The 20,858-nt window shown below is 63.6% G+C and carries 21 protein-coding genes and 3 pseudogenes; 7 read left to right on the top strand and 17 right to left on the bottom strand.

The window, feature by feature from the left end:
- Positions 1 to 493: 493 nt before the first annotated feature.
- Entirely contained in the window at positions 494 to 739 is a 246-nt protein-coding gene (locus AC0L28_RS03650; protein ID WP_473475581.1) for a hypothetical protein, read from the top strand.
- 187 nt (positions 740 to 926) lie between these two features.
- Here the strand turns inward: AC0L28_RS03650 and AC0L28_RS03645 are convergent, their stop codons facing one another.
- The 4 genes and pseudogenes from AC0L28_RS03645 to AC0L28_RS03630 form a co-directional block, all read right to left on the bottom strand.
- Positions 927 to 1,082, bottom strand: a complete 156-nt coding sequence (locus AC0L28_RS03645) for a hypothetical protein (protein ID WP_023797893.1) — start codon at positions 1,080 to 1,082, stop codon at positions 927 to 929.
- A gap of 226 nt (positions 1,083 to 1,308) precedes the next feature.
- A pseudogene (locus AC0L28_RS03640) lies at positions 1,309 to 1,571 on the bottom strand (AbrB family transcriptional regulator); the annotation flags it as partial.
- A gap of 94 nt (positions 1,572 to 1,665) precedes the next feature.
- Positions 1,666 to 2,028: a VanZ family protein gene (locus AC0L28_RS03635; protein ID WP_023797892.1), complete on the bottom strand. Its 363-nt coding sequence runs from the start codon at positions 2,026 to 2,028 to the stop codon at positions 1,666 to 1,668.
- Between the two features lie 307 nt (positions 2,029 to 2,335).
- Entirely contained in the window at positions 2,336 to 3,685 is a 1,350-nt protein-coding gene (locus AC0L28_RS03630) for a hypothetical protein (protein ID WP_473475580.1), read from the bottom strand.
- Here AC0L28_RS03630 and AC0L28_RS03625 point away from each other — a divergent pair.
- On the top strand, positions 3,684 to 4,385 hold the full coding sequence (locus AC0L28_RS03625; protein ID WP_287280483.1) for a hypothetical protein: 702 nt from the start codon (positions 3,684 to 3,686) through the stop codon (positions 4,383 to 4,385). The two genes, AC0L28_RS03630 and AC0L28_RS03625, sit on opposite strands and share 2 nt — an antisense overlap.
- Before the next feature lie 179 nt (positions 4,386 to 4,564).
- On the opposite strand, the gene AC0L28_RS03620 is transcribed toward AC0L28_RS03625, so the two are convergent.
- Both AC0L28_RS03620 and AC0L28_RS03615 read right to left on the bottom strand, forming a co-directional pair.
- On the bottom strand, positions 4,565 to 4,804 hold the full coding sequence (locus AC0L28_RS03620) for a hypothetical protein (protein WP_023797889.1): 240 nt from the start codon (positions 4,802 to 4,804) through the stop codon (positions 4,565 to 4,567).
- 118 nt (positions 4,805 to 4,922) lie between these two features.
- Positions 4,923 to 5,486: a hypothetical protein gene (locus AC0L28_RS03615; protein ID WP_287280480.1), complete on the bottom strand. Its 564-nt coding sequence runs from the start codon at positions 5,484 to 5,486 to the stop codon at positions 4,923 to 4,925.
- A 326-nt stretch (positions 5,487 to 5,812) separates the two neighbouring features.
- Between AC0L28_RS03615 and AC0L28_RS03610 the strand changes: the two genes are divergently transcribed.
- The 3 genes and pseudogenes from AC0L28_RS03610 (at position 5,813) to AC0L28_RS03600 (ending at position 8,063) form a co-directional block, all read left to right on the top strand.
- Positions 5,813 to 6,127, top strand: a complete 315-nt coding sequence (locus tag AC0L28_RS03610) for a YMGG-like glycine zipper-containing protein (protein ID WP_027154393.1) — start codon at positions 5,813 to 5,815, stop codon at positions 6,125 to 6,127.
- A 308-nt stretch (positions 6,128 to 6,435) separates the two neighbouring features.
- Complete coding sequence (locus AC0L28_RS03605) at positions 6,436 to 7,563, top strand: IS4 family transposase (protein WP_473475836.1); 1,128 nt, start codon at positions 6,436 to 6,438, stop codon at positions 7,561 to 7,563.
- 135 nt (positions 7,564 to 7,698) lie between these two features.
- A pseudogene (locus tag AC0L28_RS03600) lies at positions 7,699 to 8,063 on the top strand (endonuclease domain-containing protein).
- Between the two features lie 40 nt (positions 8,064 to 8,103).
- Here the strand turns inward: AC0L28_RS03600 and AC0L28_RS03595 are convergent.
- From AC0L28_RS03595 to AC0L28_RS03585, 3 genes are all read right to left on the bottom strand, one after another.
- Complete coding sequence (locus AC0L28_RS03595; RefSeq protein ID WP_023797886.1) at positions 8,104 to 8,406, bottom strand: putative quinol monooxygenase; 303 nt, start codon at positions 8,404 to 8,406, stop codon at positions 8,104 to 8,106.
- Positions 8,407 to 8,452: 46 nt separating this feature from the next.
- The gene (locus AC0L28_RS03590) at positions 8,453 to 9,268 is read right to left on the bottom strand and encodes an SDR family NAD(P)-dependent oxidoreductase (protein ID WP_036269456.1); all 816 of its coding nucleotides are present in this window, start codon (positions 9,266 to 9,268) and stop codon (positions 8,453 to 8,455) included.
- 68 nt (positions 9,269 to 9,336) lie between these two features.
- A complete protein-coding gene (locus AC0L28_RS03585) occupies positions 9,337 to 9,774 on the bottom strand; it encodes a DsrE family protein (RefSeq protein WP_023797884.1) in 438 nt (145 codons plus the stop codon).
- A 111-nt stretch (positions 9,775 to 9,885) separates the two neighbouring features.
- Here AC0L28_RS03585 and AC0L28_RS03580 point away from each other — a divergent pair, with 111 nt between their 5' ends.
- Positions 9,886 to 10,980, top strand: coding sequence for a hypothetical protein (locus AC0L28_RS03580; RefSeq protein ID WP_473475575.1), 1,095 nt, complete (start codon positions 9,886 to 9,888; stop codon positions 10,978 to 10,980).
- Between the two features lie 293 nt (positions 10,981 to 11,273).
- Here the strand turns inward: AC0L28_RS03580 and AC0L28_RS03575 are convergent, their stop codons facing one another.
- The 5 genes from AC0L28_RS03575 to AC0L28_RS03555 form a co-directional block, all read right to left on the bottom strand.
- Positions 11,274 to 12,203, bottom strand: a complete 930-nt coding sequence (locus AC0L28_RS03575; protein ID WP_473475573.1) for a cation diffusion facilitator family transporter — start codon at positions 12,201 to 12,203, stop codon at positions 11,274 to 11,276.
- 28 nt (positions 12,204 to 12,231) lie between these two features.
- Positions 12,232 to 14,421: an anthranilate synthase gene (locus AC0L28_RS03570; RefSeq protein WP_287280470.1), complete on the bottom strand. Its 2,190-nt coding sequence runs from the start codon at positions 14,419 to 14,421 to the stop codon at positions 12,232 to 12,234.
- Positions 14,422 to 14,703: 282 nt separating this feature from the next.
- Complete coding sequence (locus AC0L28_RS03565) at positions 14,704 to 15,759, bottom strand: succinylglutamate desuccinylase/aspartoacylase family protein (RefSeq protein ID WP_473475571.1); 1,056 nt, start codon at positions 15,757 to 15,759, stop codon at positions 14,704 to 14,706.
- A 122-nt stretch (positions 15,760 to 15,881) separates the two neighbouring features.
- Positions 15,882 to 17,258: an FAD-containing oxidoreductase gene (locus AC0L28_RS03560; protein ID WP_473475569.1), complete on the bottom strand. Its 1,377-nt coding sequence runs from the start codon at positions 17,256 to 17,258 to the stop codon at positions 15,882 to 15,884.
- Complete coding sequence (locus AC0L28_RS03555; RefSeq protein WP_473475567.1) at positions 17,255 to 17,716, bottom strand: DUF4126 domain-containing protein; 462 nt, start codon at positions 17,714 to 17,716, stop codon at positions 17,255 to 17,257. Before AC0L28_RS03555 ends, AC0L28_RS03560 begins: the two co-directional genes overlap by 4 nt.
- A gap of 133 nt (positions 17,717 to 17,849) precedes the next feature.
- On the opposite strand from AC0L28_RS03555, the pseudogene AC0L28_RS03550 reads away from it, so the two are divergent.
- Positions 17,850 to 18,406: pseudogene (locus tag AC0L28_RS03550) on the top strand (sugar O-acetyltransferase).
- Positions 18,407 to 18,483: 77 nt separating this feature from the next.
- On the opposite strand, the gene AC0L28_RS03545 reads toward AC0L28_RS03550, so the two are convergent.
- The 3 genes from AC0L28_RS03545 to AC0L28_RS03535 all read right to left on the bottom strand — a co-directional run bounded on the left by AC0L28_RS03545 (position 18,484) and on the right by AC0L28_RS03535 (position 20,761).
- Positions 18,484 to 18,993, bottom strand: a complete 510-nt coding sequence (locus AC0L28_RS03545) for an RES family NAD+ phosphorylase (RefSeq protein WP_473475565.1) — start codon at positions 18,991 to 18,993, stop codon at positions 18,484 to 18,486.
- A complete protein-coding gene (gene parS / locus AC0L28_RS03540; RefSeq protein WP_473475834.1) occupies positions 18,990 to 19,460 on the bottom strand; it encodes a type II RES/Xre toxin-antitoxin system antitoxin in 471 nt (156 codons plus the stop codon). The genes AC0L28_RS03545 and parS overlap by 4 nt, the downstream gene beginning before the upstream one ends.
- A 323-nt stretch (positions 19,461 to 19,783) precedes the next feature.
- Positions 19,784 to 20,761, bottom strand: coding sequence for a helix-turn-helix domain-containing protein (locus tag AC0L28_RS03535; RefSeq protein WP_473475563.1), 978 nt, complete (start codon positions 20,759 to 20,761; stop codon positions 19,784 to 19,786).
- Positions 20,762 to 20,858 lie beyond the last annotated feature (97 nt).

Here is a 20,858-nt window from a genome sequence, read left to right as displayed (position 1 = left end):
CAGCACCAGACTATCCCGTTGATTGGGAACAATATCTGGTTTTCTCGGTCTTTTTGCCGCCCTGTCTGGTGCACAGAGGTGGTACACATGAGCTTAAGAATGCCCGGACCTTGGCAGCATAAGAAGACTGGCGTCTAATACCTTCGGCAACGCGCGCACTTCCGATTTGAAGATGATTCCACTGGACTGAAGGCAATCCCCGTCGGCGGATTCATAAGAGCGGTGAAAGCGGGAGCAATCGTCAAGGTCAAGCGCCTGGAGGCTCTGGAAGAACGAGAACGCTTAAGAAACCGGCCGTCGCAGTTATGAACTGTGCGCAGAGAGCCGGGGAGGCTGCATTAGCCCAAGTGCGAATGGCACCTGGCGAGAAATCGTCGCATTGCTCTTTTTTTGGTCGGCCAATCGAGGGTGGGAATGTTTTTGCTGTGAAAAACAGGGTTGGAGTTCTCTACGAAACTGTCGATCACCATTTTGATAGAAACTGAAAATAGCTGTGATCTCGATTATCGGCTCCGGCTACACCCAATTCCTGCCGGTGCATCTCAGTGTGTTCGGAGCCGGCATCCTGACTTTCATGTTCGTGACGAAACGGGTGGACCTTAATGAGTTTTGCATCGAGACTGTCAGCCTATGCGCGGTGATCTGGTGGACCTTGGGCGCGCCGGTTGCTGTCACCTGCTTGCTTGGCGCAACGGTTATCGCCGTTTCGAAGATCCCGGCCGCTATTCGCTCTACCTGATCCACATCCCGGTCGGGGTCAGATTCGTGAAGCTGTCCGATCGATTGCTCCCCGGCACACCGTTGCTGGCGATCATCGTTGGCCTGGTGGCGTCTTTCGCTGCAGCATATGCACTATGGCATCTGGCCGAGAAGCCAGCGCAGAGAGCGTCGAGGCTGATCGCTTACGGCAGCAAGACGCGCATGGCTTACGTTACCGCGTCCTGATAATAATTGCCGTCGATCATGGTGAACGTCACAGGAATCATTGCGGTCATCGCGAGGTTCGCCCCCGCCCTGAGATTGAAAAACCCGGCACCTGCAGCCGGTGCCGCCGAATGCGTCAACGTGACATTGCCGTTCATGTCGACCGGCGTGAGCTTGCCGGTAACCGTCGCGTCCTGCCCGCCGACCCAGCCCGATACCGTCGCGGCGACCTACGCCGTGAACCTCGATTCGAAGCCCTGCACGTGGGCCGGGGGCGTTTCCTATGCTACCCGACGCATTCCTGAGCGACCGGGCTGGACCTCCAGCGGCCGCGTTGCGGCCCATTTATGTGACAGCGCCGCAGGTCTTTCTGCAGCCGCAGCTCTATTCCCTCGGACTCCGCGCTACCAGCCGCGCCACGCGCGGTCCGACCAGCAGCACGACGAGGAAGCGGGCCGATTGCAGCACCATAACGAAGGCGACATGCTGTGCGGCGGCGGCGACGATGGCGAGTCCATGCCGCCGGGGCTGGTCGCCAGATAGGCGGTCAGCGGATCGAGCACATGGCTGATCGTGATGCCGAGGCCGCCGCAGAAGGCGATGAGGATGATGATCGAGCCGACGATCTGCGGCAGCGCACGCGTCGCCAGCGATCCTTCGCGCCCCCCTCTGTCCTGCCGGACATTATCCCAAGGTCTGCGCCGCTTCGCTTCGCTCCTTGCTTCGCCTTGGGATGACGACCTACGGCAATCCGCCGACGCGCTTGCCAACGCGCCTGCTTGTCCCGGCGATTGTCAGCCCCAACGCCATGCCGGCGCAGTCGGCAACCCAGTCGAACCCATCCAGGTCGCGCCCGATGAGTTGCGCGCCCTGAAGCACCTCGATCGCCGCGCCGGTAAAGGCGAGGAGGACAATCAGCCTTGTCCTGTGTTCCGGCCAGCCGAGGCTTCCCAGGGCCGCCAGCACCGCGAAGGCGATGGCGTGCTGCAGCTTGTCGTCGTAAAGCGTGACGGCCGTGCCGAGTTCCGGCAAGAACCGCGCCGGCAGAAGCGTGAGCAGGAGAACGCCGGCCAACGTGATCGGAAAAACGATCCTTGCCAGCATCGGAAAAGAATCTAGGCGCAACAAGGTAGGGTCAGTCCTTCATCTGAGAAGCCTGCATGGGCGAGGTGGATTTGCCAATGATCGCATCAGCGCATGGGAATTTCAAATCCAGAACCACAAGTCTGTGTTGTAAGAAAGGCCGCCGTCGCTCTTATCGCTGAAAACGACCCCATGCCTGCGAGGGGCTTTGGGTTTTCCCATAAAAAAGCCCACTAACATGAAGAAGCCATTAAAGATGCCGGTGGGCTGACGGCAACGCAACAGGCCAGGTAACGAGAAGAACCTGGCCAGGTCGCCGGTGCGGACATCAGTTTTGCGTCACCGAAACGCCGGCCAGCCGGGCGAGCGCAACCCTGTCGTCGGGCGTCAGATCAGCAAGGCGGTCGTCGCCCGAAGCCAGCCAATTCGGGTTTTTCGCCGACAGATCAGTGCCTTCTGCGCCTGTGGTTTCACTGTCACCGGCCTGCGCGGCCGACGCAGCGCCTAGCATTTCGGCAGCGCGCCTCGGGTCCTTGGCGAGCATCGCCTGGGCGAGCGCCTTTGCCGTGCTGCTGCGCCAGCCGGTTTCGGCCAGCTGCCGGGCCACCGGGTTGCCCATCTTGGCGATGAAGTCGAACCCGCTCTGCCTGATCGCCTCGAACGTCGCGGTGTCGTCCGGGTCGCTCTGCGCGATAGCATTGAGCTCCGCAGCCTGCGCCTTGGACCATTCGGCCTGCTCATAGTCCTGGCGGCGCGCATATTGCTGTGCGGCCATGCGCGCCGACCCGGCCAATCTCATCGCCTCTTTTTGCCTGATGAAGCTGGCGCGTTCACTTTCCGGCATTTTTGGCACGGTGCTGTCGAAGATCTTGTCGAACAGGCCGGGCTTGACGACACCGTTGCGTGCCTGGCCATACATGGCGTCGTGCAGGCCGCGGCCGTCGGCCGGCGCATTCTGGATCGCTTCTTTCTCGGCCTGGGCGATCTGTCCGTTCAGCTCGCGGCCGATGACCTCGGCGTCGAACGCGTCCTGCTGCTGCTTCTGCTGCCGGAAACGCTCGGCGACGGCCGCGAGCTCGTCGCCAAAGCCCTGCATCGCGGCGCCGACCGGCGAGCTGTCGGGATAGGAAACCACGCTGCCGCTGTCGAGCCGGCGCTGGGCGAGCTGGAGGGGGATGGTCGCCATCAGTAAAGCCCTCCGACCGGCGCCGGCGGAAAGGCGCGGTTGCCGCACGTCACCGCTCTGCTCGGGTCGTACAGCCCGAAAAAGGCCGGACACGAGATTGCCGCCGGCCCTGAAGATCGAGGCAGCCGCCGCCTGCCTGCCGGAAAAGCGCGAGATGGCGGCCTGCGTGGTCAAATTGTTCTGGCGCAGCTGCGAGCCGTACTGGATCGCCTTGATGTCGAGCTGACCCTGCCTTGCATTGGCGGCGAGCACCTCGCTCAGTGAGCCTGACAGGGCGACGCCCGAGGCGCCGGCCCGGGCGCGCGCCTGCGACAGCGACAGATCCTGCTTGTGGCGTTCCTGGCCCTGCTCGAAGGCCGCGGCTTGCGCGTCGGCCCGCGCCTGCTGCTCGTAGGCTCTGGCCTGGTAGTCGGCCATCTGCCGCGACTGCTGGCCTTCGATCAGCGCGCCGCCGACCGAGAGAGCCGTGCCGATAAGGGCAAGTGTGCACATGGTCAGCCGCGGCCTCGGCCACGCAGCGAATATCGACCCGCGATGCCTCCGACCGGCGCGCCAAGCGGCGTCGCGGGTCGAGCGCGCCGCCGGGGCTGAGCAGCGACAAAAGCAGTCTGTCGGCCTGGATCGCTGCCGCGCTGAGACGAGCCGGAGCTGTCGCTCGCCGCCCGGTCACGGCGGCGCGCCGGACGGCGGTCGGGTTGATTTTCAGGTTGGCGACGCCGGCGGCGTCGAGCTGGCTGTTGACGGTGGCGACGGCACCGCGCAAGGCATCGGCGTCGAACAAATGCTGGCGCAGCTGCTCGACCAGCCAGTGGGCCATACGCCAGCGCTCGTCGAGGGAAGCGGCGTTTGCCCTGATCTCGTCGGCAAGTGCTGCGATGTCGACGCAGTCGCTTTGCGCGGCGGCACGGCGCTCGTTCGCCGCCTCACGGGTTTTTTCCAGCAGCGCAACGACGGCGTTGGCCTCGGAGAGCGCAATGCGCGCCGCCGCCAGGTCGCCACGGCCGAACATCGCACGACCCTTGGCCTTTTCCAGTTCCAGTTTGCGGGCGGGGATTGCAGGTGGGGAAAGGTCGCGTTCCGTGGCCCATCCCCCTCTGTCCTGCCGGACATCTCCCCCTCAAGGGGGGAGATTGGCAGTTCAGGCGTGGCGGCTATTCCTGCAACGTTTGGTGGTTGGCGAAAGCGACGGTGACATCCAATCTCCCCCCTTGAGGGGGAGATGTCCGGCAGGACAGAGGGGGTCGTCTCGCGTGAAGCGCCGGCATCCTCTGACCGCGAGGGAATGCAGCGCCAGGACCTGTGGCGTGCGCCACCTGATGATATGCAGTTGCACAACATCGCCGCGCAACGCGGCGATGACATCCTGCGGCGTCAGCCGAAGTGTGCGCTCGTCGGCCGCCCGCGCGACTTGGCAAAGGCGCTTGCTGGCAACCTTTCGGCAGCTCTCGCCATTGCCAAACCGCGCTCAAGCGCATTCTCGAGGCTCGTCGTGTAGTAGGCGGTGTTTTCCAGGCCGCTGAAGAAGTTGATGCGGTGAAGTTCGCCCTTTTTGCTTATAACAATGCCGGCTTTTCGAAGCACATCCTGAACTGCCTTGTAGGTCATATTCATGCTTACCCTCCCTTGCAAAGACATGGCAGCATCGCCCGCTTGTGTAACCGTTTGGTGGCGGCGATTGATCAATGTGCAACAACAACAATTCTGGGGCAGCACGGCGCGTGAATTGGGATTAGCCACATCGGCCGACCTGGCGTCCAGAAGGGCGGGACTCTGACGCCCCACGGGCAGCGGCGATCTGCTGCGCCTTGGCCTGTTCGGCCATGTAGCCGACGAAGCGGTCGTGATAGGCCTGCGCCACCTTCGGCGTGGCGCCGGCCTCGACCGCCCACGCCTTGGACGCGTTGGCGAGTTCGTCCGAATAGGCGAAGTTTTCGGGGAGCCCGTCGGGGCGCCTGTACTCGACCTTGTCGGGCGATGTCAGCGGGCGCATCGCCTCAGGCAGCCGGGCATGGAACCTGTCCCAGTCTTCCGCAGCTGCGTCCGCTGGCGGAATGCGCAGGCTTTCGCCCTGCTGCCGTTCCAGCTCGGCATAGGATGTGAGAACCCGGTCGAGGCTTTCAGGCTTGGTCCAGCCCTTGGTTTCAGCGAGCTTGCGGTTGCCTTCGGAAAGACCGTCAAACCAGCTCTTGCCGGCCGGCGGGGCGGACCCGTTGTCCCCGGCGGCCGGTGGCCCTGCAAGGTTGCCCGCCGGTGGCGACGCCACCACGGACCCGGCGTCTGCCAGATCTGTCATGAGAAAGATTCCCTCTTGTTGTTTGCAAATGGAAACGAGCACTGGCCAGTTCAGCCGGGCGTGTTATTGGATTGTTGAGGGATCGGCTGGACCCGGCGGAATCGTTGCGGCCGCAGCCTGATTCTTTTCGACAGGACCTGGCCCTATCGTCTTGTTCGAGTACGATCTTTCAGAGTCGGAGGCACGCACCGTCAAGACGAAAGAAACCATGTCGCATTTCGTGACAAGCGGTTGCCGCGGTTCCGCCGCAATGCAACCGCACTTGGCGAACACTTGGCAAAACCAGCCAGTGTATTAGTTCATAGGCTTCAACGGAGTATCAGACGATGACCATGTACAAAGCCATTGCCGCCCTGCTTGTGACTGCCGCGCTGGCAGGATGTGCACAGACCGAAGGGCAGCAAAGAGCCACCACGGGGGCCCTGGTCGGCGGCGCTGGCGGCGCTCTCGTCGGTCAGGCCCTGGGCCGCGACACCAAGAGCACGGTTATCGGCGCAGCCAGCGGCGCCCTGCTGGGGGCGGTCGTCGGCAGCGCAACGACGCCACAGCGGCGCGGCGAACAGCTTTGCCGCTATCAGGACCGCTACGGCCGCATCTACACCGCCCGTTGCGACGACCGCTACTACCGCGGCGATTATTGAGACGTAGCCCCGGCGCTGGTCTTCCCTTCTCCCCTTGTGGGAGAAGGTGGCCGCCCACGGGTCTTGCCTCCGGCAAGCCCGAAGACAGGCTCCGCGGCCGGATGAGGGGTGTTCCAGGGAACACCAACGCCTGCCCCTTTCTCGCGTTGGCAATTGGCGAAGTCAGCGGCGACGGCCAATCTCCCCCCAAGTGGCAGGGCTGTCCGGGGAAAGTTTTGAGTGAATCGAAATGCCACATGTGCATGCCCCGTAAAACGGGATTTGTCCGTCTTCTCTCTGGTTGTCGAGACCCAGAAAAGGAACGGGGCATGCGCTTTGCACCTAGCATCTTCGGGCAGCTTCTTGAACCCATCGATCGGCGTCAATTCCAAGCAATTGTGGATCGCCACGACGGGGATGCTTACGACAAATCGTTCAGAAGCTGGGACCATCTGGTGGCGCTGATCTATGCCCAGTTCTGCGGCAGCAGCGGCTTGCGTGGCCTGGAAGCCGGCTGGAACGCTAACAGCCAGCATCATTGTCACCTGGGCAGCGGTTCCTTGATGCGTTCGACCTTGTCGGATGCCAACAGACGGCGCCCGGTCGCCGTCTTTGCCGAGGCGTTCGGTCTGGTGGCGAACCTGCTCGACAGGCAAACGCGGCGCGAGGGCGAAGCCATGCTGCGGCTGATCGACTCGACCCCCATTCCGCTCGGCAAACTGTGCGATTGGGCCAAGTCGAACGGGCGCATCCGCGGCATGAAGGTGCATGTCGTCTATGACCCGAAGACCGACTGTCCGCGCATCCTCGACATCACCGACGCCAACGTCAACGACGCTCAAGTCGGTCGCCAGATCACGATCGAAGCTGGAGCGACCTACGTGTTCGACAAGGGCTACTGCCATTATGGCTGGTGGACAGCGATCGCCGAAGCCGGATCGATCTTCGCGACGCGGCCCAAATCCAACATGGGGCTGGCGCTGGTGCGCGATCGCCCTATAGCCGAGCCGCAGGGCGACGGCTTCCTGGTTGTGGAAGACAGTGAGGTAAGCCTGGTCAGCAAAGGTCCTTGCAAGCTGCCGATGCGCCTGCGTCGCCTGCGCGTTCAGCGCCAAGCGGGCGACACCATCACGCTTTTGACCAACGATCTGGAGCGCTCCGCCGTCGAGATTGGACGGCTCTACAAAGGCCGCTGGCAAATCGAGCTTCTGTTCCGATGGATCAAGCAGCACCTCAAGATCCGCAAGTTCCTCGGCAACAACGGCAATGCAATCCGCCTGCAACTCTTTGCCGCAATGATCGCATTTACGCTGCTGCGCATTGTCGCGCGCACCCGCCGCGTCCCTATTTCTATCTTGAGGTTCACAGAACTGGTCGCTCAGTACTTGTTCGGGCGGCGGAAAATGCACACCATCACCAAGCCGCCACCGGTCAATCCAAGCCGACCGAGAGACTGAGCCTCTCCCAATCAGATGGTCTTCATATATGAATAACTTTCCGCGGACAGCCCTGCCCAAGTGGGGGAGATGTCCGGCAGGACAGAGGGGGGGCGCCGTAGAGCGCCAACCTCAATTGCGACCGAGCATTGACCAATGCCTCACACGCCATTGCCTCCGCGAAATCGCGCAAATGCCAAGTCGATGCGCAAAGCCATGACCGACGCCGAACTGAGCTTTGGAACGAGCTTCGCGCGCATCGCCTGATGGGGCTTGGCTTCCGCCGACAATTTCCGATCGCCGGTTACATTGTCGACTTCGCTTGCCCGGACAAGAAGCTCGTCCTCGAAGTCAATGGTTCGCAGCATGCCGACGCCAATACAGGCGATGAGGCAAGAACAAAGCGTCTTGAACAGGACGGCTGGACCCTCCTGCGCTTCTTGAATGACGACGTCATTCGCGACATCGACAATGTCTGCCAGCATATTGTGATCGAGGCAGGGCTCGCCGGTACGACTTGATACGCCGGCGGGACAGCGCCCAGGCCGCTGTCACGCCGGCCTATCCCGCCTTGGCCAACCCAAACCCACCAACAGGATGCGTTTCGACCTGGAACTCAAACCCGGCGATGATCGGCCGCGCCCTGGCAATCGCCGCCTGGACTTCCGGCAATTGCAGCGAAGCCTTGTGGCTGGCCTGGTCGGTCCATACCTCGGTCACCCAGATCGCGTCGGCATCGGCCGGATCGGTGGCGATGATGTAGCTCAGGCAGCCAGGCAAGGCGCCGGTGCTGGCAAGCAGGACGTCCATCATTGCGTCGCGCTGGCCGCGCGTCGCCCGCATCTTGCCGATCAGACCATACATTGCCGGTTTCTCCGTTGCTTGCTGCGACAAGTATGCAGGCCGCCGCTCACGGCATCAACTGGCCACCGTTCACCTCGATCATCTGGCCGGTGATGTAACCGCTCAACAGGGCGGACGAGAGGAACAGATAGGCGCCGACGCAATCCTCGGGCGTGCCGGCGCGGCCCTGCGGAATGGTGGCAACCATGGCCTGCATATGCTCCTCGGTCGAATAGCGCTCATGGAAAGGGGTCGCGATGGTGCCCGGCGCCACCGCGTTGACGCGGATGTTGAATCCGATCAGTTCCTTGGCCATGCCGCGGGTCACATTGGAGACGAAGGCCTTGGCCGAACCATAAAGGCCGGCGCCGCCGCCGGCGCCATTGCGTGCGGCGATCGACGAGGTGTTGACGATGAAGCCGCCCTGGCGCTTCAGCCATGGCATCGCCTTGCGTGATGCGGTCAGCACGGAGCGGGCGTTGAGGTCCATCACCGCGTCGTAATGCGCCTCGGTCAGTTCGGCATAAGGCACGCGGCCGAGCATGCCGCCGGCATTGTTGACCAGGCCATCGAGCCGGCCGAAGTGTTGCGCGCTGTCCTCGACGACGCGCTCGACATCGGCAGCGATCGAGAAATCGCCCTGGACCGGGAATACCTCGCCACCGCCGTTGCGGATGGTTTTGGCCAGGTTTTCGGCAGCCGCCCGACTTGAATTATAATGCAGCGCGACGCGGCATTTCTGCGCGGCGTAGGCCAGTGCAAGTGCCGCCCCGATGCCGGTCGAAGCGCCGGTGACCAGCACCGCCTTGCCGGCGAGGTCGGGGATGACCAAAGTGGGGGTGACAAGGGCGGAAGTGACAGGGGTGGTTGTGGTGGCTGGCACGGCTATTCCTCTGGGTTCTCCTGTTCTTCGTAGGGCCTCGCCGCCCTCATGTTCAAGTCCGTAGAGGTTCAGGGCCGCAAATAGGCGTAGCCCTGGCGCTGCAATTCGGCGAGCTTGACGACGCCGCCGGTCTCGGCGGCATGGAAGCCGTCGAGCAGATCGGTGAGCGCAACGTCCATGCCCTGCATGGTGTTGGCGCAAGCATGCGGGGCCAGCCCGTCGCGAACCAGACCGGAAAAACGGCTGGAAATGGCAGCCGACGCGCTCTTCGACTTGAAGGCGGCGAGTGCCGGTCCGTGCACGACCAGCACGATGTCGACGTTGCCGCCGGTGCCCTCATAATGGTTCTTGATATTGCCCAGAACGAAGCCGACCTTGTCGAGGTCGCTGAGGTGATAGGCGACCTTCTGCCTTTCCTCTGCCACGGCCGCCGCCTTGACCTGGCGCAGCCCGAAGAGGCCAGCGGCCCCGGCAAGGCCGACACGGAAAATATCGCGGCGTCGCATCATGTCGTTCTCCAGCATGTCCGCGCAAATTGCGTGGCTTCGGCCTCGATCCTAGCATAAATTGACGTTACGTCGTGGTCGAGCGAAGAGGGGTCGGGCGAGGAGGGGCACATGATATCGAAGACCATTGTGGGGAAGACCATTGTGGGCGCCGGACTTGCTGTCGCCTTGCTGGCCGCTGTCGCCGGCACGGCCCTTGCCGACGATACGCCTGAGCTCACCGAACTCAGCCCGGACGGCAAGGATGCCTGTTTCGGGCGTATCTACGATGCCGCGCATCTCAAGGTGCACCCGAACCAGAAGGTGGGACGGATTTTCTTCTATTTTGGCGGGGATCCAGTCAGCCCTCCGAACGAGGAGCCGAGCAGTGGTCCATCCGGCTACAACGGTTTTTTGGCGACGACGGTGCGCGGCGCCAACAAGCCTGAATGGGTCGGCGGCTGGTGCGGCAAGGATGATCCGCAATCGGGCGAGATCCATTGCGGCATGGAATGCGACCGCACCATGGCCTTGCTGAACGTCGACGAAAAAGGCCGGCTGATCGTCTCCGGCGTGCATCGCAGCCTTTATCTCGATGCCGGCGCCGAGGATGAACTTGGCGAAAAGGAATTCGCCAGGCAGGCACTCGGCACGGAAGACGACGGCTTCCGGCTCGACCGCATGCCGGCGCAGACCTGCAAGGCCGAATTCGCGCGCATCGATCCGGTCGATCCGGCGCTGGGAGCACCGCTGCGCGAGCGGCTGAAACCGGACCAGCCGTTCTGCTACGGGCGCGACTACGATGCCGCGCATCTCGGCTCGCATCCCGATCAGCTTACCCACGCCATCCGGGTTTTCCGGGGCCCGATCGAACTGGCCGCCTTCGCCAAGAATGGCGATACTGAAAACTGGCCTGATGGCGCCGACATAGAAGTTTCCGTTACCACGCGCCACAAAGCCGCCAGGGTCACGCAGAGCTACAGTTGTGACGGCGAAGCGGACCAGCGGCGCTGTGTGGCGAGCGCAAGGACGAGCGACTTTTCCTGCGACATCGCGGCCAGGGAGATTTTTCTGCGCCGCGGCGCCAACGGCACGATGATGCTGGCCAACCCCAACAGCAGCCTGCCGATCGTCGACCTCTGCTCGAAGGCGGCAGAAGGCGAGACCGCATCCGACGACAAGGTCTATCGGCTGGAGCCGATGCCGCAGGCTGCCTGCGCGCCTTGATCGGATCCTCGGATCAGAATGGCGGCGGCAGCGATACTTCGCGCCCCCCCTCTGTCCTGCCCTCTTTGCCCCCACTTGGCATCTCCCCCACAAGGGGGGAGATTGGGGGCTTCAGCGTCCCGCTCACTCTTGCACCATCAGAGATTGGCGAAAGCCGGGAAGACGGCCGATCTCCCCCCAAGTGGGGGAGATGTCCGGCAGGACAGAGGGGGGCGCTGTCCCGCCGGCATAGAGGTTCTGCACCGGCTCGACGTTTTTGATGTCATGGCAGGGAAGCCGGCGTCTCTCAGGCCTCACGCGAACGGCACGGCCGTCGTGCCCTTGGGCAGTTTTGCCTCGTCGTCGGGCTCGACATGGATGGTGACGCGCACCGAGGGAATTTCTGCCTTCAGCGCATCCTCGATGCGGTCGCAGATGACGTGGCTGGCGCCCACCGACATGTCGGCGTCGACGACCAGGTGGAACTCGATGAAGGTGGCGCGGCCGGCAATCCGCGTCTTCAGATCGTGGACTTCCAGCGCGCCTTTGCAATTGGCCGAGATGATGTCGCGGATGCGCATGTGCTCCTGCGTGTCGACGGCGCGGTCCATCAGACCGTTCATCGACGAGCCGATGACGTGCCAGCCCTGCCACAGGATGTTCAGCGCAACGATGACGGCAAGAGCGGGATCGATGACTTGCCAGCCGGTCAGCACGGCGCCGACCACACCCATGAAAACGCCGACCGAGGTCGCCACGTCGGTCATGATGTGCCTGCCGTCGGCGACCAGTGCCGGTGACTTCTCGGCACGGCCGGCACGGATCAGCGTCATGGCCCAGAAGGCGTTGATCACCGTCGCGAGGCCGTTGATGGCGAGGCCGGTCCAGGGCTGTTCGAGCGGGACGGGATGCCGCAAGGACCACCACACTTCGTTGAGGATCAGAAGGGCTGCCAGCACGATCAGCACGCCTTCCAGGACAGCCGAGAAATACTCGGCCTTGTGGTGGCCGAACGGATGATCCTGGTCGGCCGGCTTGTGGCTGACCTGGATCGCCCAATAGGCGGCGGCAGAGGCAATGACGTTGACGATCGATTCCAGCGCGTCCGAATACAGCGCCACGGAGCCGGTGACGTACCAGGCTGCCAGCTTCAGGCCGAGCACGACGAAGGCGATGATGATCGACCAGAACGCGAGGCTGGCGACCTTGCGCTTGGCGGCGTTTTTCGAATCAATAGCGGTCATCGATTGCTTCCGGCCGCCGAAACCGGAGCTAAGCCGCCTTTTCCTTGGCCTTGCGCGGCAGATGCGCAACGATGTTCTCGATGATGCGCATGCCGGCATTGTGGCCGAGCGTCATGATCGATTCCGGGTGGAACTGCACCGCGGCGATCGGCTCCTTGCTGTGCTCGAAGGCCATGATGACGCCTTCTTCCGTCTCGGCGGTGACGACGAAGCCGTCGGGCAGGCGGACCGGATCGGCGAAAATCGAGTGATAGCGGCCGACCGTCACCTCCTTGGGCAGGCCGGAAAAGATGATGCCCGGCTTCGACACGCGGATACGCGACGGTTTGCCATGCATCGGCACGTGCAGCTGCCGCAGCTCTCCGCCATAGGCCTCGGCCAGCGCCTGCAAGCCGAGGCAGACGCCGAAGATCGGCAGGTCGCGCGCGCGGGCCCGCTTGATGGTGGCGGCGCAGTCAAAATCCTTCGGCGTGCCGGGACCGGGCGACAGCACGACCAGGTTGGGTTTCAGCCGGTCGAAGACCTCGTCCGGCACAGGCGTGCGCACGGTCGAGACATTGGCGCCGGTCTGGCGGAAATAATTGGCCAGCGTGTGGACGAAGGAGTCCTCGTGGTCGACCAGCAGGATGTTGACGCCGTCGCCGACGCGCGCGGTGGCGCGTTCGGTGTCGGCGGCATTGCCGGTCTTGGCGTCGCGGATGGCGGAGATCATGGCGGATGCCTTCAGTTCGGTTTCAGCTTCTTCTTCCTCGGGAATGCTGTCGAAGAGCAGCGTGGCGCCGGCGCGCACCTCGGCGATGCCGTCCTTGATGCGGATGGTGCGAAGCGTCATGCCGGTGTTCATGTCACCGTTGAAATTGACCATGCCGATCGCCCCGCCATACCAGGCGCGCGGGCTCTTCTCGTTCTGCTCGATGAAGCGCATCGCCCATAATTTCGGCGCGCCGGTGACGGTGACCGCCCAGGCATGCGACAAGAACGCGTCGAAGGCGTCCATGCCTTCGCGCAGCCGCCCCTCGATATGGTCGACGGTGTGGATCAGCCGCGAATACATCTCGATCTGGCGGCGGCCGATGACGCGCACCGAGCCCGGGTCGCAGACCCTCGACTTGTCGTTGCGGTCGACGTCCGAGCACATGGTCAGCTCGGATTCGTCCTTCTTCGAATTGAGCAGCTTCAGGATCTGCTCGCTATCGGAAATGGCGTCGCCGCCGCGCTTGATCGTGCCGGAGATCGGGCAGGTCTCGACACGGCGGCCGTTGACGCGCACGAACATCTCGGGCGAGGCGCCGACCAAATATTCGCCTTCGCCGAGATTGATGAAGAAGGAATAGGGCGAGGGGTTGATGGCCTTCAGCTTGCGGGAGATGTCGGACGGCGGTGTCTCGCAGCGCTCGTAGAACATCTGGCCGGGCACCACCTCGAACAGGTCGCCGCGCTTGAACGATTGCATCGCCTTGCGCACCAGATTGGCATATTCGCCGGGCTCATGGTCGCCGCGCGGCGGGATGCGGTCGGCGGTCTTGAACGGCTCGACGATTTCGTCGCGCGGCAATCCCTGCGTCGAAAACCCGTCGCTGGAATAGTCGTAGCGGTCGGTCCAGGCCTTGGTCGAATAGTGGTCGACGACCAAAATCTCGTCGGGCAGGAACAGCACGAGGTCGCGCTGGCTTTGCTGGCGCTCGAGCTTGTAGTCGACCGGATCGAACTGGAAGGCGAGATCGTAGCCGAAGGCGCCGTAGAGGCCGAGATTGGCGTCTTCCTCTGTCTTGAACAGAGCGGTGATGGCGCGCAGCACGGTGAAGACGGAGGGAACGCGGCTGCGTTCTTCTTCAGTGAAGACACGGCCGGGCTTGGCGACGTCGAGGCGGATCAGTCGCTTCGACGTCTCGGCGATCGTCACCTCGTCAAGGCCGCCGAGCGCCTTGCCGACCACCGGCAGAAGCATCTCGCCACGGCTGTTCAGCGCCTCGATGCGCATGGCGCGGCCGCGCGCCGAGATCACCAGCGGCGGGTCGATGATGGCGGTGTCCCAACGCGTATAGCGGCCGGGATATTCGTAATTCGAGGAAAACACGGCGCCGCGGCGTGAATTCAGCCCGTCGACATAGGCGTCGATCGCGCCTTGGTAAGGCCGGTCATGGCGCTCGCGGGTAATCGTCACGCCACCCGCCGTGACGAAGCGCTCCGCCCCGTTCTCCAGAATTTTCGTCGTCATTGCCGTCTCCATCAGCGTCTTGGCTATTTCAGCGTCTTGGATATTTCAGCGTCTTGGGGGCAACGGACCCGGGGCATGGCTTTTAAAAAACAAATGGCCGCCCGGACATTCCGTTGCGGCCACCTTCCATTTTTCACGCGCACGCGTTCGAACAGGCCGCTGTCAGCGAGCCCACCACCAAACGGTCTTGATTGAGCGCATGTTCATGGCGATTCCAATAGCGGCGATTGCACGGCCGCGCAACTGGATTCAATGAGAGGGCATGGAGAAGGGCATGAGCCCTCAATCCTCCAGCGTTCCCGACCGTGCATCGGCGCTCTTCCTGTCGCCGACCAGCTTCAGCAGATCTTCGCCGGCGCGGATGATGCGCCGGGAACGCCGTGTCAGGATGATGCCCGCCTGCGGCGCGAACACCTGCGTGCGGCCGTCGGCTTCACCCGGCGCATGAACGATGGTGGCGAGCGGCGCGCCTTTTGCCACACGGTCGCCGGGCTTCACGTTATAGAGGACCGCGCCGGCCCGAGGCGCCGGCATCATGTCGATGTTTTCGAGCGGCGCGACGATACCGGTGAAGCTGCCGGGCGTGGACAGGGCCTGATCCAGGATCACGCCGCGCGCCACCAGCAGCCGATACAGCCCTTCGGCATCGGCGCCGGCCAGAGCGCCGTCGACATCGAGTATGCCGCGATACTCGACCGTGGTGGCGACGCGCCGGTCGAACCGCGCCATCTCGGCGGGGAGGTTCAGATACGGCGTGATCGAGGCGCCTTCGAAGGTGCCGTCGGTATCTTCATCCCACAGGATTACCGCATCGACGCCCATGGCCGCCGCACAATCCGCCATGGCCGGCCACAGGCTGGTGTGGACATAGAGGTAGGCGAGGCCCTCGTCGTCGCAGTGCAGGTCCAGCACGATGTCGTGGCCGATGGTCAGCTGCAGCAGCCGCGTCTTCAGCCGCTGATCGGCCGTGCCAAGCGTGGTGTCGGGCAACAATTCAACGTCAGGCGCGGCCAGCAGCGGAAAGCCGCGGTTGAAGTTGGTGCGCGTGCCCAGGTGAAAACGGCCCTGGTGCTCGCCGAAATGATACTGGGCGCGGCCGATCGGATTGGCTTGCGGCACGATGGTGATATCGCCCTTGATGCGGCCTTCGGCTTCGGCCTTTTCAAGCATCGGCATCAGGACGTCGATGGCGACGACGCCCGGCAGTTCGCCGGCATGCAGTGCCGCCTGCAGATAGGCCGAGGATGCCGCCTTATCCGTTCCCTCGAAGCGGAAGACTGGGAATTCGTAGGAAACGCCCTGGCTGTCGCCGGCGATACGCTCGATCGATTTCTGCATGATGTTCCTCCAGGAAAACACATGCCCTTTTGTCGATACGCTGTCGATTGGTCCAGCTTTTCACGCTATGGGCGCAAGGGCCTACCCGGCCGGGCGCGGTGGACATACTGGTCCTGCCCGGCCTATGCCAGCGGCTTCAACTCCTGGGCGATGGTGGGCAGAAGTTCCGAGACGTTGGGGTGGATGTGCATGGCGCGCGCCAGCGTGCTGATCGGCGCCTTGGCGTACATCAGATCGAGCACGCAGTGTATCGCCTCGTCGCCGCCGGGGCCGAGCACCGAGCAGCCGAGGATTTCGTTGGTGTCGGCATCGGCCAGGATCTTCATGAAACCTTGCGTCTCGCCTTTCTCGACGGCACGGCCGACGCGGGTCATCGGCCGCTGGCCGACCAGCGCGCGGCGGCCGGACTTTCTAACCGCTGTCTCGGTCATGCCGCAGCGGCCGAGCGGCGGGTCGGTATAGAGCGCATAGGCCTCGATGCGATCGCTCACCCTGCGCGGATCGTTGTCGAGCAGATTGGCGGCGACGATCTCGTAGTCATTGTAGGAGGTGTGGGTGAAGGCGCCCTTGCCGTTGCAGTCGCCCATCGCCCAGATGCCGGGCACGCTGGTGCGCACCTGGTCGTCGACGACAATGAAGCCGCGTTTGTCGACCTCGACGCCGGCCTTGTCGAGGCCGAGATCGTCGGTGTTGGGGGTCCGGCCTACTGCCAGCAGCACATGCGAGCCGACAGCCGGCGCCTTGCCGGCGGTGAAAGTCACGGCAATGTCGCTGCCCTGCCTAGCGAAGCCGATGTCGCCGGCGCCGAGATGAACCGTGATGCCTTCGTTTTCGAGGATGGACAGGATGGCGGCCGAGACATCCTCGTCCTCGCGGCCGATCAGCCGCGGGCTCTTTTCGATCACCGTGACCTGTGAACCGAAACGGCGGAACATCTGCGCGAATTCGAGCGAGACGTAGCTGCCGCCGACGACGACGAGGTGGCGCGGCAGCACGTCGAGATCCATCATCGACGAGTTGGTCAGGAACGGAATCTCGTCGACGCCTGGCAGATCAGGCACCGAGGCGCGGCCGCCGGTGTTGATGAATATTTTGCCGGCGCTCAGCAGCTCGTCGCCGACGCGCACCGTGTTGGCGGTCTCGAAGCGCGCATGGCCGCGAAAAAGCGTGCATCCGTCCATGCCGGCAATCCAGCTTTCGAGGTTGCCGCGGGCGTCGTTCGACACCTTGTCCTTGCGTGCCTTGATCGCGTGATAGTCGACGCCGACCGGACCGGAGAGCGTCACGCCGTAGTCGGCGGCGCGGCGGGCGAGATGCGCGGCATAGGCGCTGGCCACCATGGCCTTGGTCGGCATGCAGCCGGTGTTGACGCAGGTGCCGCCGACCAGCTTTCGCTCGATCAGCGCCACACTCATGCCGGCCGCCGTCAGCCGGCCGGCGAGCGGCGGGCCGGCCTGTCCGGCGCCGATGATGATGGCGTCGAATGACTTTGCCGTCATGCCACCGCCGCCACGATCAGCAGACCACTGAGGATCGCCACCGCGTCCTCGATGAAGGCGGCGGGCTGGTCCTTGCCGAAAGCCCGGGCCAGGCGTTTGCGCAGCTCGGCACCGCCCAGCGTGCCGATCACCGCGCCGATGGCGCCGGCGATCAGGCCGCCGACGGTCGCGCCGCCGGTCGCGCCGATCACCGCGCCGGTGAAGGCGCCGACAGCGATGCGCGCGCCGAACTGCTGCGGCACCTTGCGGCTCGGCGTCGACGGCAGCTGGTCGGTGACCAGTTCGACGATGGCCAGGATGGTGAAGATGCCGACGGTGATCCAGTGGCCCATGAAGCTGGCCCAGGTTCCGGCGACCGGCAGCCAGCCGAGCCAGGCGCCCCAGGCGACGGCGGCGGGCGCGGTCATGGCGCGAAGGCCGGCAACGACGCCGATGAGAAGTGCAAGGATGTACAGCATGATTGACCCCTCGATCACACGGCCTGGGACAGCCCAGCCGGGGCAGGCTAGCATAGGATCGGCATTTGACCAGAGGCCTGCGATCTCTGGCATTCACCATATTGAAACAGCAGGGTTAGACGGGAGGGCCGCCATGGCTCGAAGCGAACGCACAAAAATGGCGGCGGGCGAGTGGTACACTTGCCTCGATCCGGAGTTGGAGGCTCTGCGGGTCATGGCGCGCGATGCGCTGTTCGAGCATAATTCGCTGCCGCCCCGGCGCCGTGGGAACATCGGACCTGCCTTGAAGTCGCTGCTCGGCGTTTTGGGCGAGGGTGCCCGGATCGAAGCGCCGTTCACTGCGCCTACGGCTTCAATCTCTTTCTCGGCGATGGCGTCTTTCTCAATGCCGGCTGCACCATTCTCGATACCGCGCCAGTCCGCATCGGCAAGGCAACGCTGCTCGGTCCCAACGTGCAGATCTACTGCGCCGAGCACCACAAGGAGGCTGCCGGTCGACAGGCCGGGCTGGAGATCGCGAAGCCTGTCGAGATCGGCGACAATGCCTGGATCGGCGGCAGTGCCATCATCCTCGGCGGGATCAGCATCGGCGCCGGCGCCATTGTTGGAGCGGGTGCTGTCGTGACGAGCGATGTGCCGGCAAACACCACGGTTGTCGGCAACCCGGCGCGGCCGGTCAGGCGTGGCTGAGCATCCTTTGCTCCAGCTGGATCAGCGAAGCGGTGGCTCGACGGGCATGAGCGATTGTTGGGGAGAGATAAGCACGATCACTTGGCAGGAGGCGGATGCAATCGCGTATCGAGCGCAAAGGCTTCCTGGGTCCTCAGGGCATAGGCGCCCTTCGCGACGCTCGCCTCGAAGATCAGATTCCAGCTATTCTGGGATACTGCGCTCGGAATCACCACGAACCGGTGCCGTTTGAGAAGATCGTCGCCGAATGCCTGCTGCCCAGAGCTCGGAATGCCCGGACGCAGCCAATTAGGGTTCGGAACGGCGGCAGGGTCGACGATATGCACATCCGTGACGTCGCTGACTATCGCCGCCGTCATCACATGCGCGATCGCGTCGAGCGCCCTAAAACCTTTGTGGACTGCGACCTCGAGAATTGCCGTCGAAGGATCGATTGAGCAGTAGACCGCGCGCACGCCCCTGCTGTTCCATCGTCCGCCGACCCTGTATGCGCCCTTGCCACTGTCCCATGTCGGCGCGAACGCAGCCTGATCGAGACGCCAGCCAACCAGGTCGGAGCCGCCAAGCACCGCCGGCAGCGGCGTCATGCATAAACGCCGTATTCAAGGCGCTCGAGATAGTCTTGCACAAGCTCGACACCGGCCGGGGTTGCCAGAAGATCGATGGGACGGCGCTGGTCGAGCCCGATCGCCGGGCGCTCCAGCCATTGCTCGGCTTCCGCCTGTGAACCGAACACGTCGGTCGCTTTCGACAGGATCTCGGCGAATTTCCAGGTTCGTCCGCTCTGGTCCTGGCTCAGTAGCTTGGAAGGAGCATCCTTCCGACGCTGGTAGGTGCGCAAGCTCATGCCGACGGCCTTTTCGAGCGAATCAGTCTTCTGGATGAAGACGAGTTGCCCAAGGAGATGGTCCAGCGCCGAACCTGGCAGGCCGTGAACAAGCAACTCATGGGCGTCCAATGCGCTCCGGAGATGCCGCGACAGGATGCGGGCGCCACCGAGCAATCTGGCCACCTTCTGCAGTTCATTGTTTGTTGGCGCCTTTTTCAATGCCATCGCCACGCGTCTGCCTCCTAACGTCATCTGTCGCGTCAATATATGACAGGTGACGCGAGGCTTTCAAGGGCGAGCAGGATCGAGAGCAGAGATAATGCTTCAGGTTTGCGCTGCCCCTCATTGCCCTGCCGGGCATTTCTCCCCGTATAGTGACGGGGACAAAGATGCCGTCATCGGCGATTTCGCAAATCACCAGCGCTGCAGAAAGGGTACCGAGGTTGCGGCCAGCCCCTTCTCCCCGTCACTATTCGGGGAGAGGATGCCGGCAGGCAGGTGAGGGGCAGCGCCGACACCGACAGTGATTGTTCCAATATGAGTTGGAACTATCTTGCCACGCGCTCCTGAGCGTTCTTCGAGAATTCGCGGCGGTACTGCGCGGGCGTGGTTCTGAGCCGCGCCGCAAAATGCTGGCGCAGCGAGGTGGCGCTGCCGAAGCCGGCCTCGAAGGCAACCGTGTCCATTGATTTTTCCGTTGCTTCCAGCAGCCGCTGCGCCAGCGCGACGCGCTGATCGGTCAGCCAGTCGCCGAAGCTGGTGCCGATTGTTTTCTGGAAGCGGCGCGTGAAGGTCCGGCGGGTGAGGCCGGCGGTAGCGGCGACACTGTCGAGGCTGTGCGTCGCGTGCAACGTCTTGCGCACGGTGTCGATGGCGTGGGTGAAGCGGTCGGCACTTTCGGTCCTGGCGATCGGACGCTCTATGAACTGCGCCTGTCCGCCCTGCCGATGAGGAGAAAGCACGATCTGCCGGGCAAGCCGGAGTGCCGCCTCCGCGCCATAGCGGGCCCGTATGATGTGGAGACAGCAGTCGAGCCCGGCGGCGACACCGGCCGAGGTCACGACATCGCCGTTGTCGATATAGAGCACCTCCGGCTCGACGAGAATGTCGGGATAGAGGGCCTGCAGCTGGTCGGAAAAAGCCCAGTGCGTCGCGGCTCGCCGCCCCGAAAGCAGTCCGGTCGCCGCAACAGCGAACGTTCCCAGGCACAATCCGACAATCAGCGCATCGCGCCGGTGCGCGCGGCGCAGCGCCTCGATCAGTGCCGCCGGCGGTGGGACTTCGAGGTTCTTCCAGCTGGGCACGATGACTATGTCGGCGTCATCAAGCGCGGAAAGCCCGTGCGGGACGCTGATGGTCAGCCCCGCATCGGTGCGGATCGGCCCGTCCTCAATCGCGCAGACCCGGAACTCGAAGCGCGGCAGGCCGAGCGTCGTGCGATCCTCTGCGAATACAAGGCAGGGCACGGAGAGGTGGAACGGGCTGATGCCATCGAAGGCGATGGCGGCAACGATCGGATCAGCCATGATGGGCACCAATGAGGGGTTAGACCCGAATGTCCCAATTATTTCGAACTATGTCAATCGGGACACTTTTGCGGACCGATGCCGAGTCTATCCTCGA

Source organism: Mesorhizobium sp. WSM4847, from assembly GCF_055811335.1.
Note: the sequence above shows the minus strand (reverse complement) of the source record. Positions and strands in the feature narration are given on the sequence as shown.

What these genes read in the sequence shown, in the direction of transcription:
- AC0L28_RS03645 (WP_023797893.1), bottom strand. Translation starts at nt 1,082, where the DNA reads ATGAACGGCAATGTCACGTTGACGCATTCGGCGGCACCGGCTGCAGGT.
- AC0L28_RS03635 (WP_023797892.1), bottom strand. Translation starts at nt 2,028, where the DNA reads ATGCTGGCAAGGATCGTTTTTCCGATCACGTTGGCCGGCGTTCTCCTG.
- AC0L28_RS03625 (WP_287280483.1), top strand. Translation starts at nt 3,684, where the DNA reads ATGGTCAGCCGCGGCCTCGGCCACGCAGCGAATATCGACCCGCGATGC.
- AC0L28_RS03630 (WP_473475580.1), bottom strand. Translation starts at nt 3,685, where the DNA reads ATGTGCACACTTGCCCTTATCGGCACGGCTCTCTCGGTCGGCGGCGCG.
- AC0L28_RS03620 (WP_023797889.1), bottom strand. Translation starts at nt 4,804, where the DNA reads ATGAATATGACCTACAAGGCAGTTCAGGATGTGCTTCGAAAAGCCGGC.
- AC0L28_RS03615 (WP_287280480.1), bottom strand. Translation starts at nt 5,486, where the DNA reads ATGACAGATCTGGCAGACGCCGGGTCCGTGGTGGCGTCGCCACCGGCG.
- AC0L28_RS03610 (WP_027154393.1), top strand. Translation starts at nt 5,813, where the DNA reads ATGACCATGTACAAAGCCATTGCCGCCCTGCTTGTGACTGCCGCGCTG.
- AC0L28_RS03605 (WP_473475836.1), top strand. Translation starts at nt 6,436, where the DNA reads ATGCGCTTTGCACCTAGCATCTTCGGGCAGCTTCTTGAACCCATCGAT.
- AC0L28_RS03595 (WP_023797886.1), bottom strand. Translation starts at nt 8,406, where the DNA reads ATGTATGGTCTGATCGGCAAGATGCGGGCGACGCGCGGCCAGCGCGAC.
- AC0L28_RS03585 (WP_023797884.1), bottom strand. Translation starts at nt 9,774, where the DNA reads ATGCGACGCCGCGATATTTTCCGTGTCGGCCTTGCCGGGGCCGCTGGC.
- AC0L28_RS03580 (WP_473475575.1), top strand. Translation starts at nt 9,886, where the DNA reads ATGATATCGAAGACCATTGTGGGGAAGACCATTGTGGGCGCCGGACTT.
- AC0L28_RS03575 (WP_473475573.1), bottom strand. Translation starts at nt 12,203, where the DNA reads ATGACCGCTATTGATTCGAAAAACGCCGCCAAGCGCAAGGTCGCCAGC.
- AC0L28_RS03570 (WP_287280470.1), bottom strand. Translation starts at nt 14,421, where the DNA reads ATGACGACGAAAATTCTGGAGAACGGGGCGGAGCGCTTCGTCACGGCG.
- AC0L28_RS03565 (WP_473475571.1), bottom strand. Translation starts at nt 15,759, where the DNA reads ATGCAGAAATCGATCGAGCGTATCGCCGGCGACAGCCAGGGCGTTTCC.
- AC0L28_RS03560 (WP_473475569.1), bottom strand. Translation starts at nt 17,258, where the DNA reads ATGACGGCAAAGTCATTCGACGCCATCATCATCGGCGCCGGACAGGCC.
- AC0L28_RS03555 (WP_473475567.1), bottom strand. Translation starts at nt 17,716, where the DNA reads ATGCTGTACATCCTTGCACTTCTCATCGGCGTCGTTGCCGGCCTTCGC.
- AC0L28_RS03545 (WP_473475565.1), bottom strand. Translation starts at nt 18,993, where the DNA reads ATGACGCCGCTGCCGGCGGTGCTTGGCGGCTCCGACCTGGTTGGCTGG.
- parS (WP_473475834.1), bottom strand. Translation starts at nt 19,460, where the DNA reads ATGGCATTGAAAAAGGCGCCAACAAACAATGAACTGCAGAAGGTGGCC.
- AC0L28_RS03535 (WP_473475563.1), bottom strand. Translation starts at nt 20,761, where the DNA reads ATGGCTGATCCGATCGTTGCCGCCATCGCCTTCGATGGCATCAGCCCG.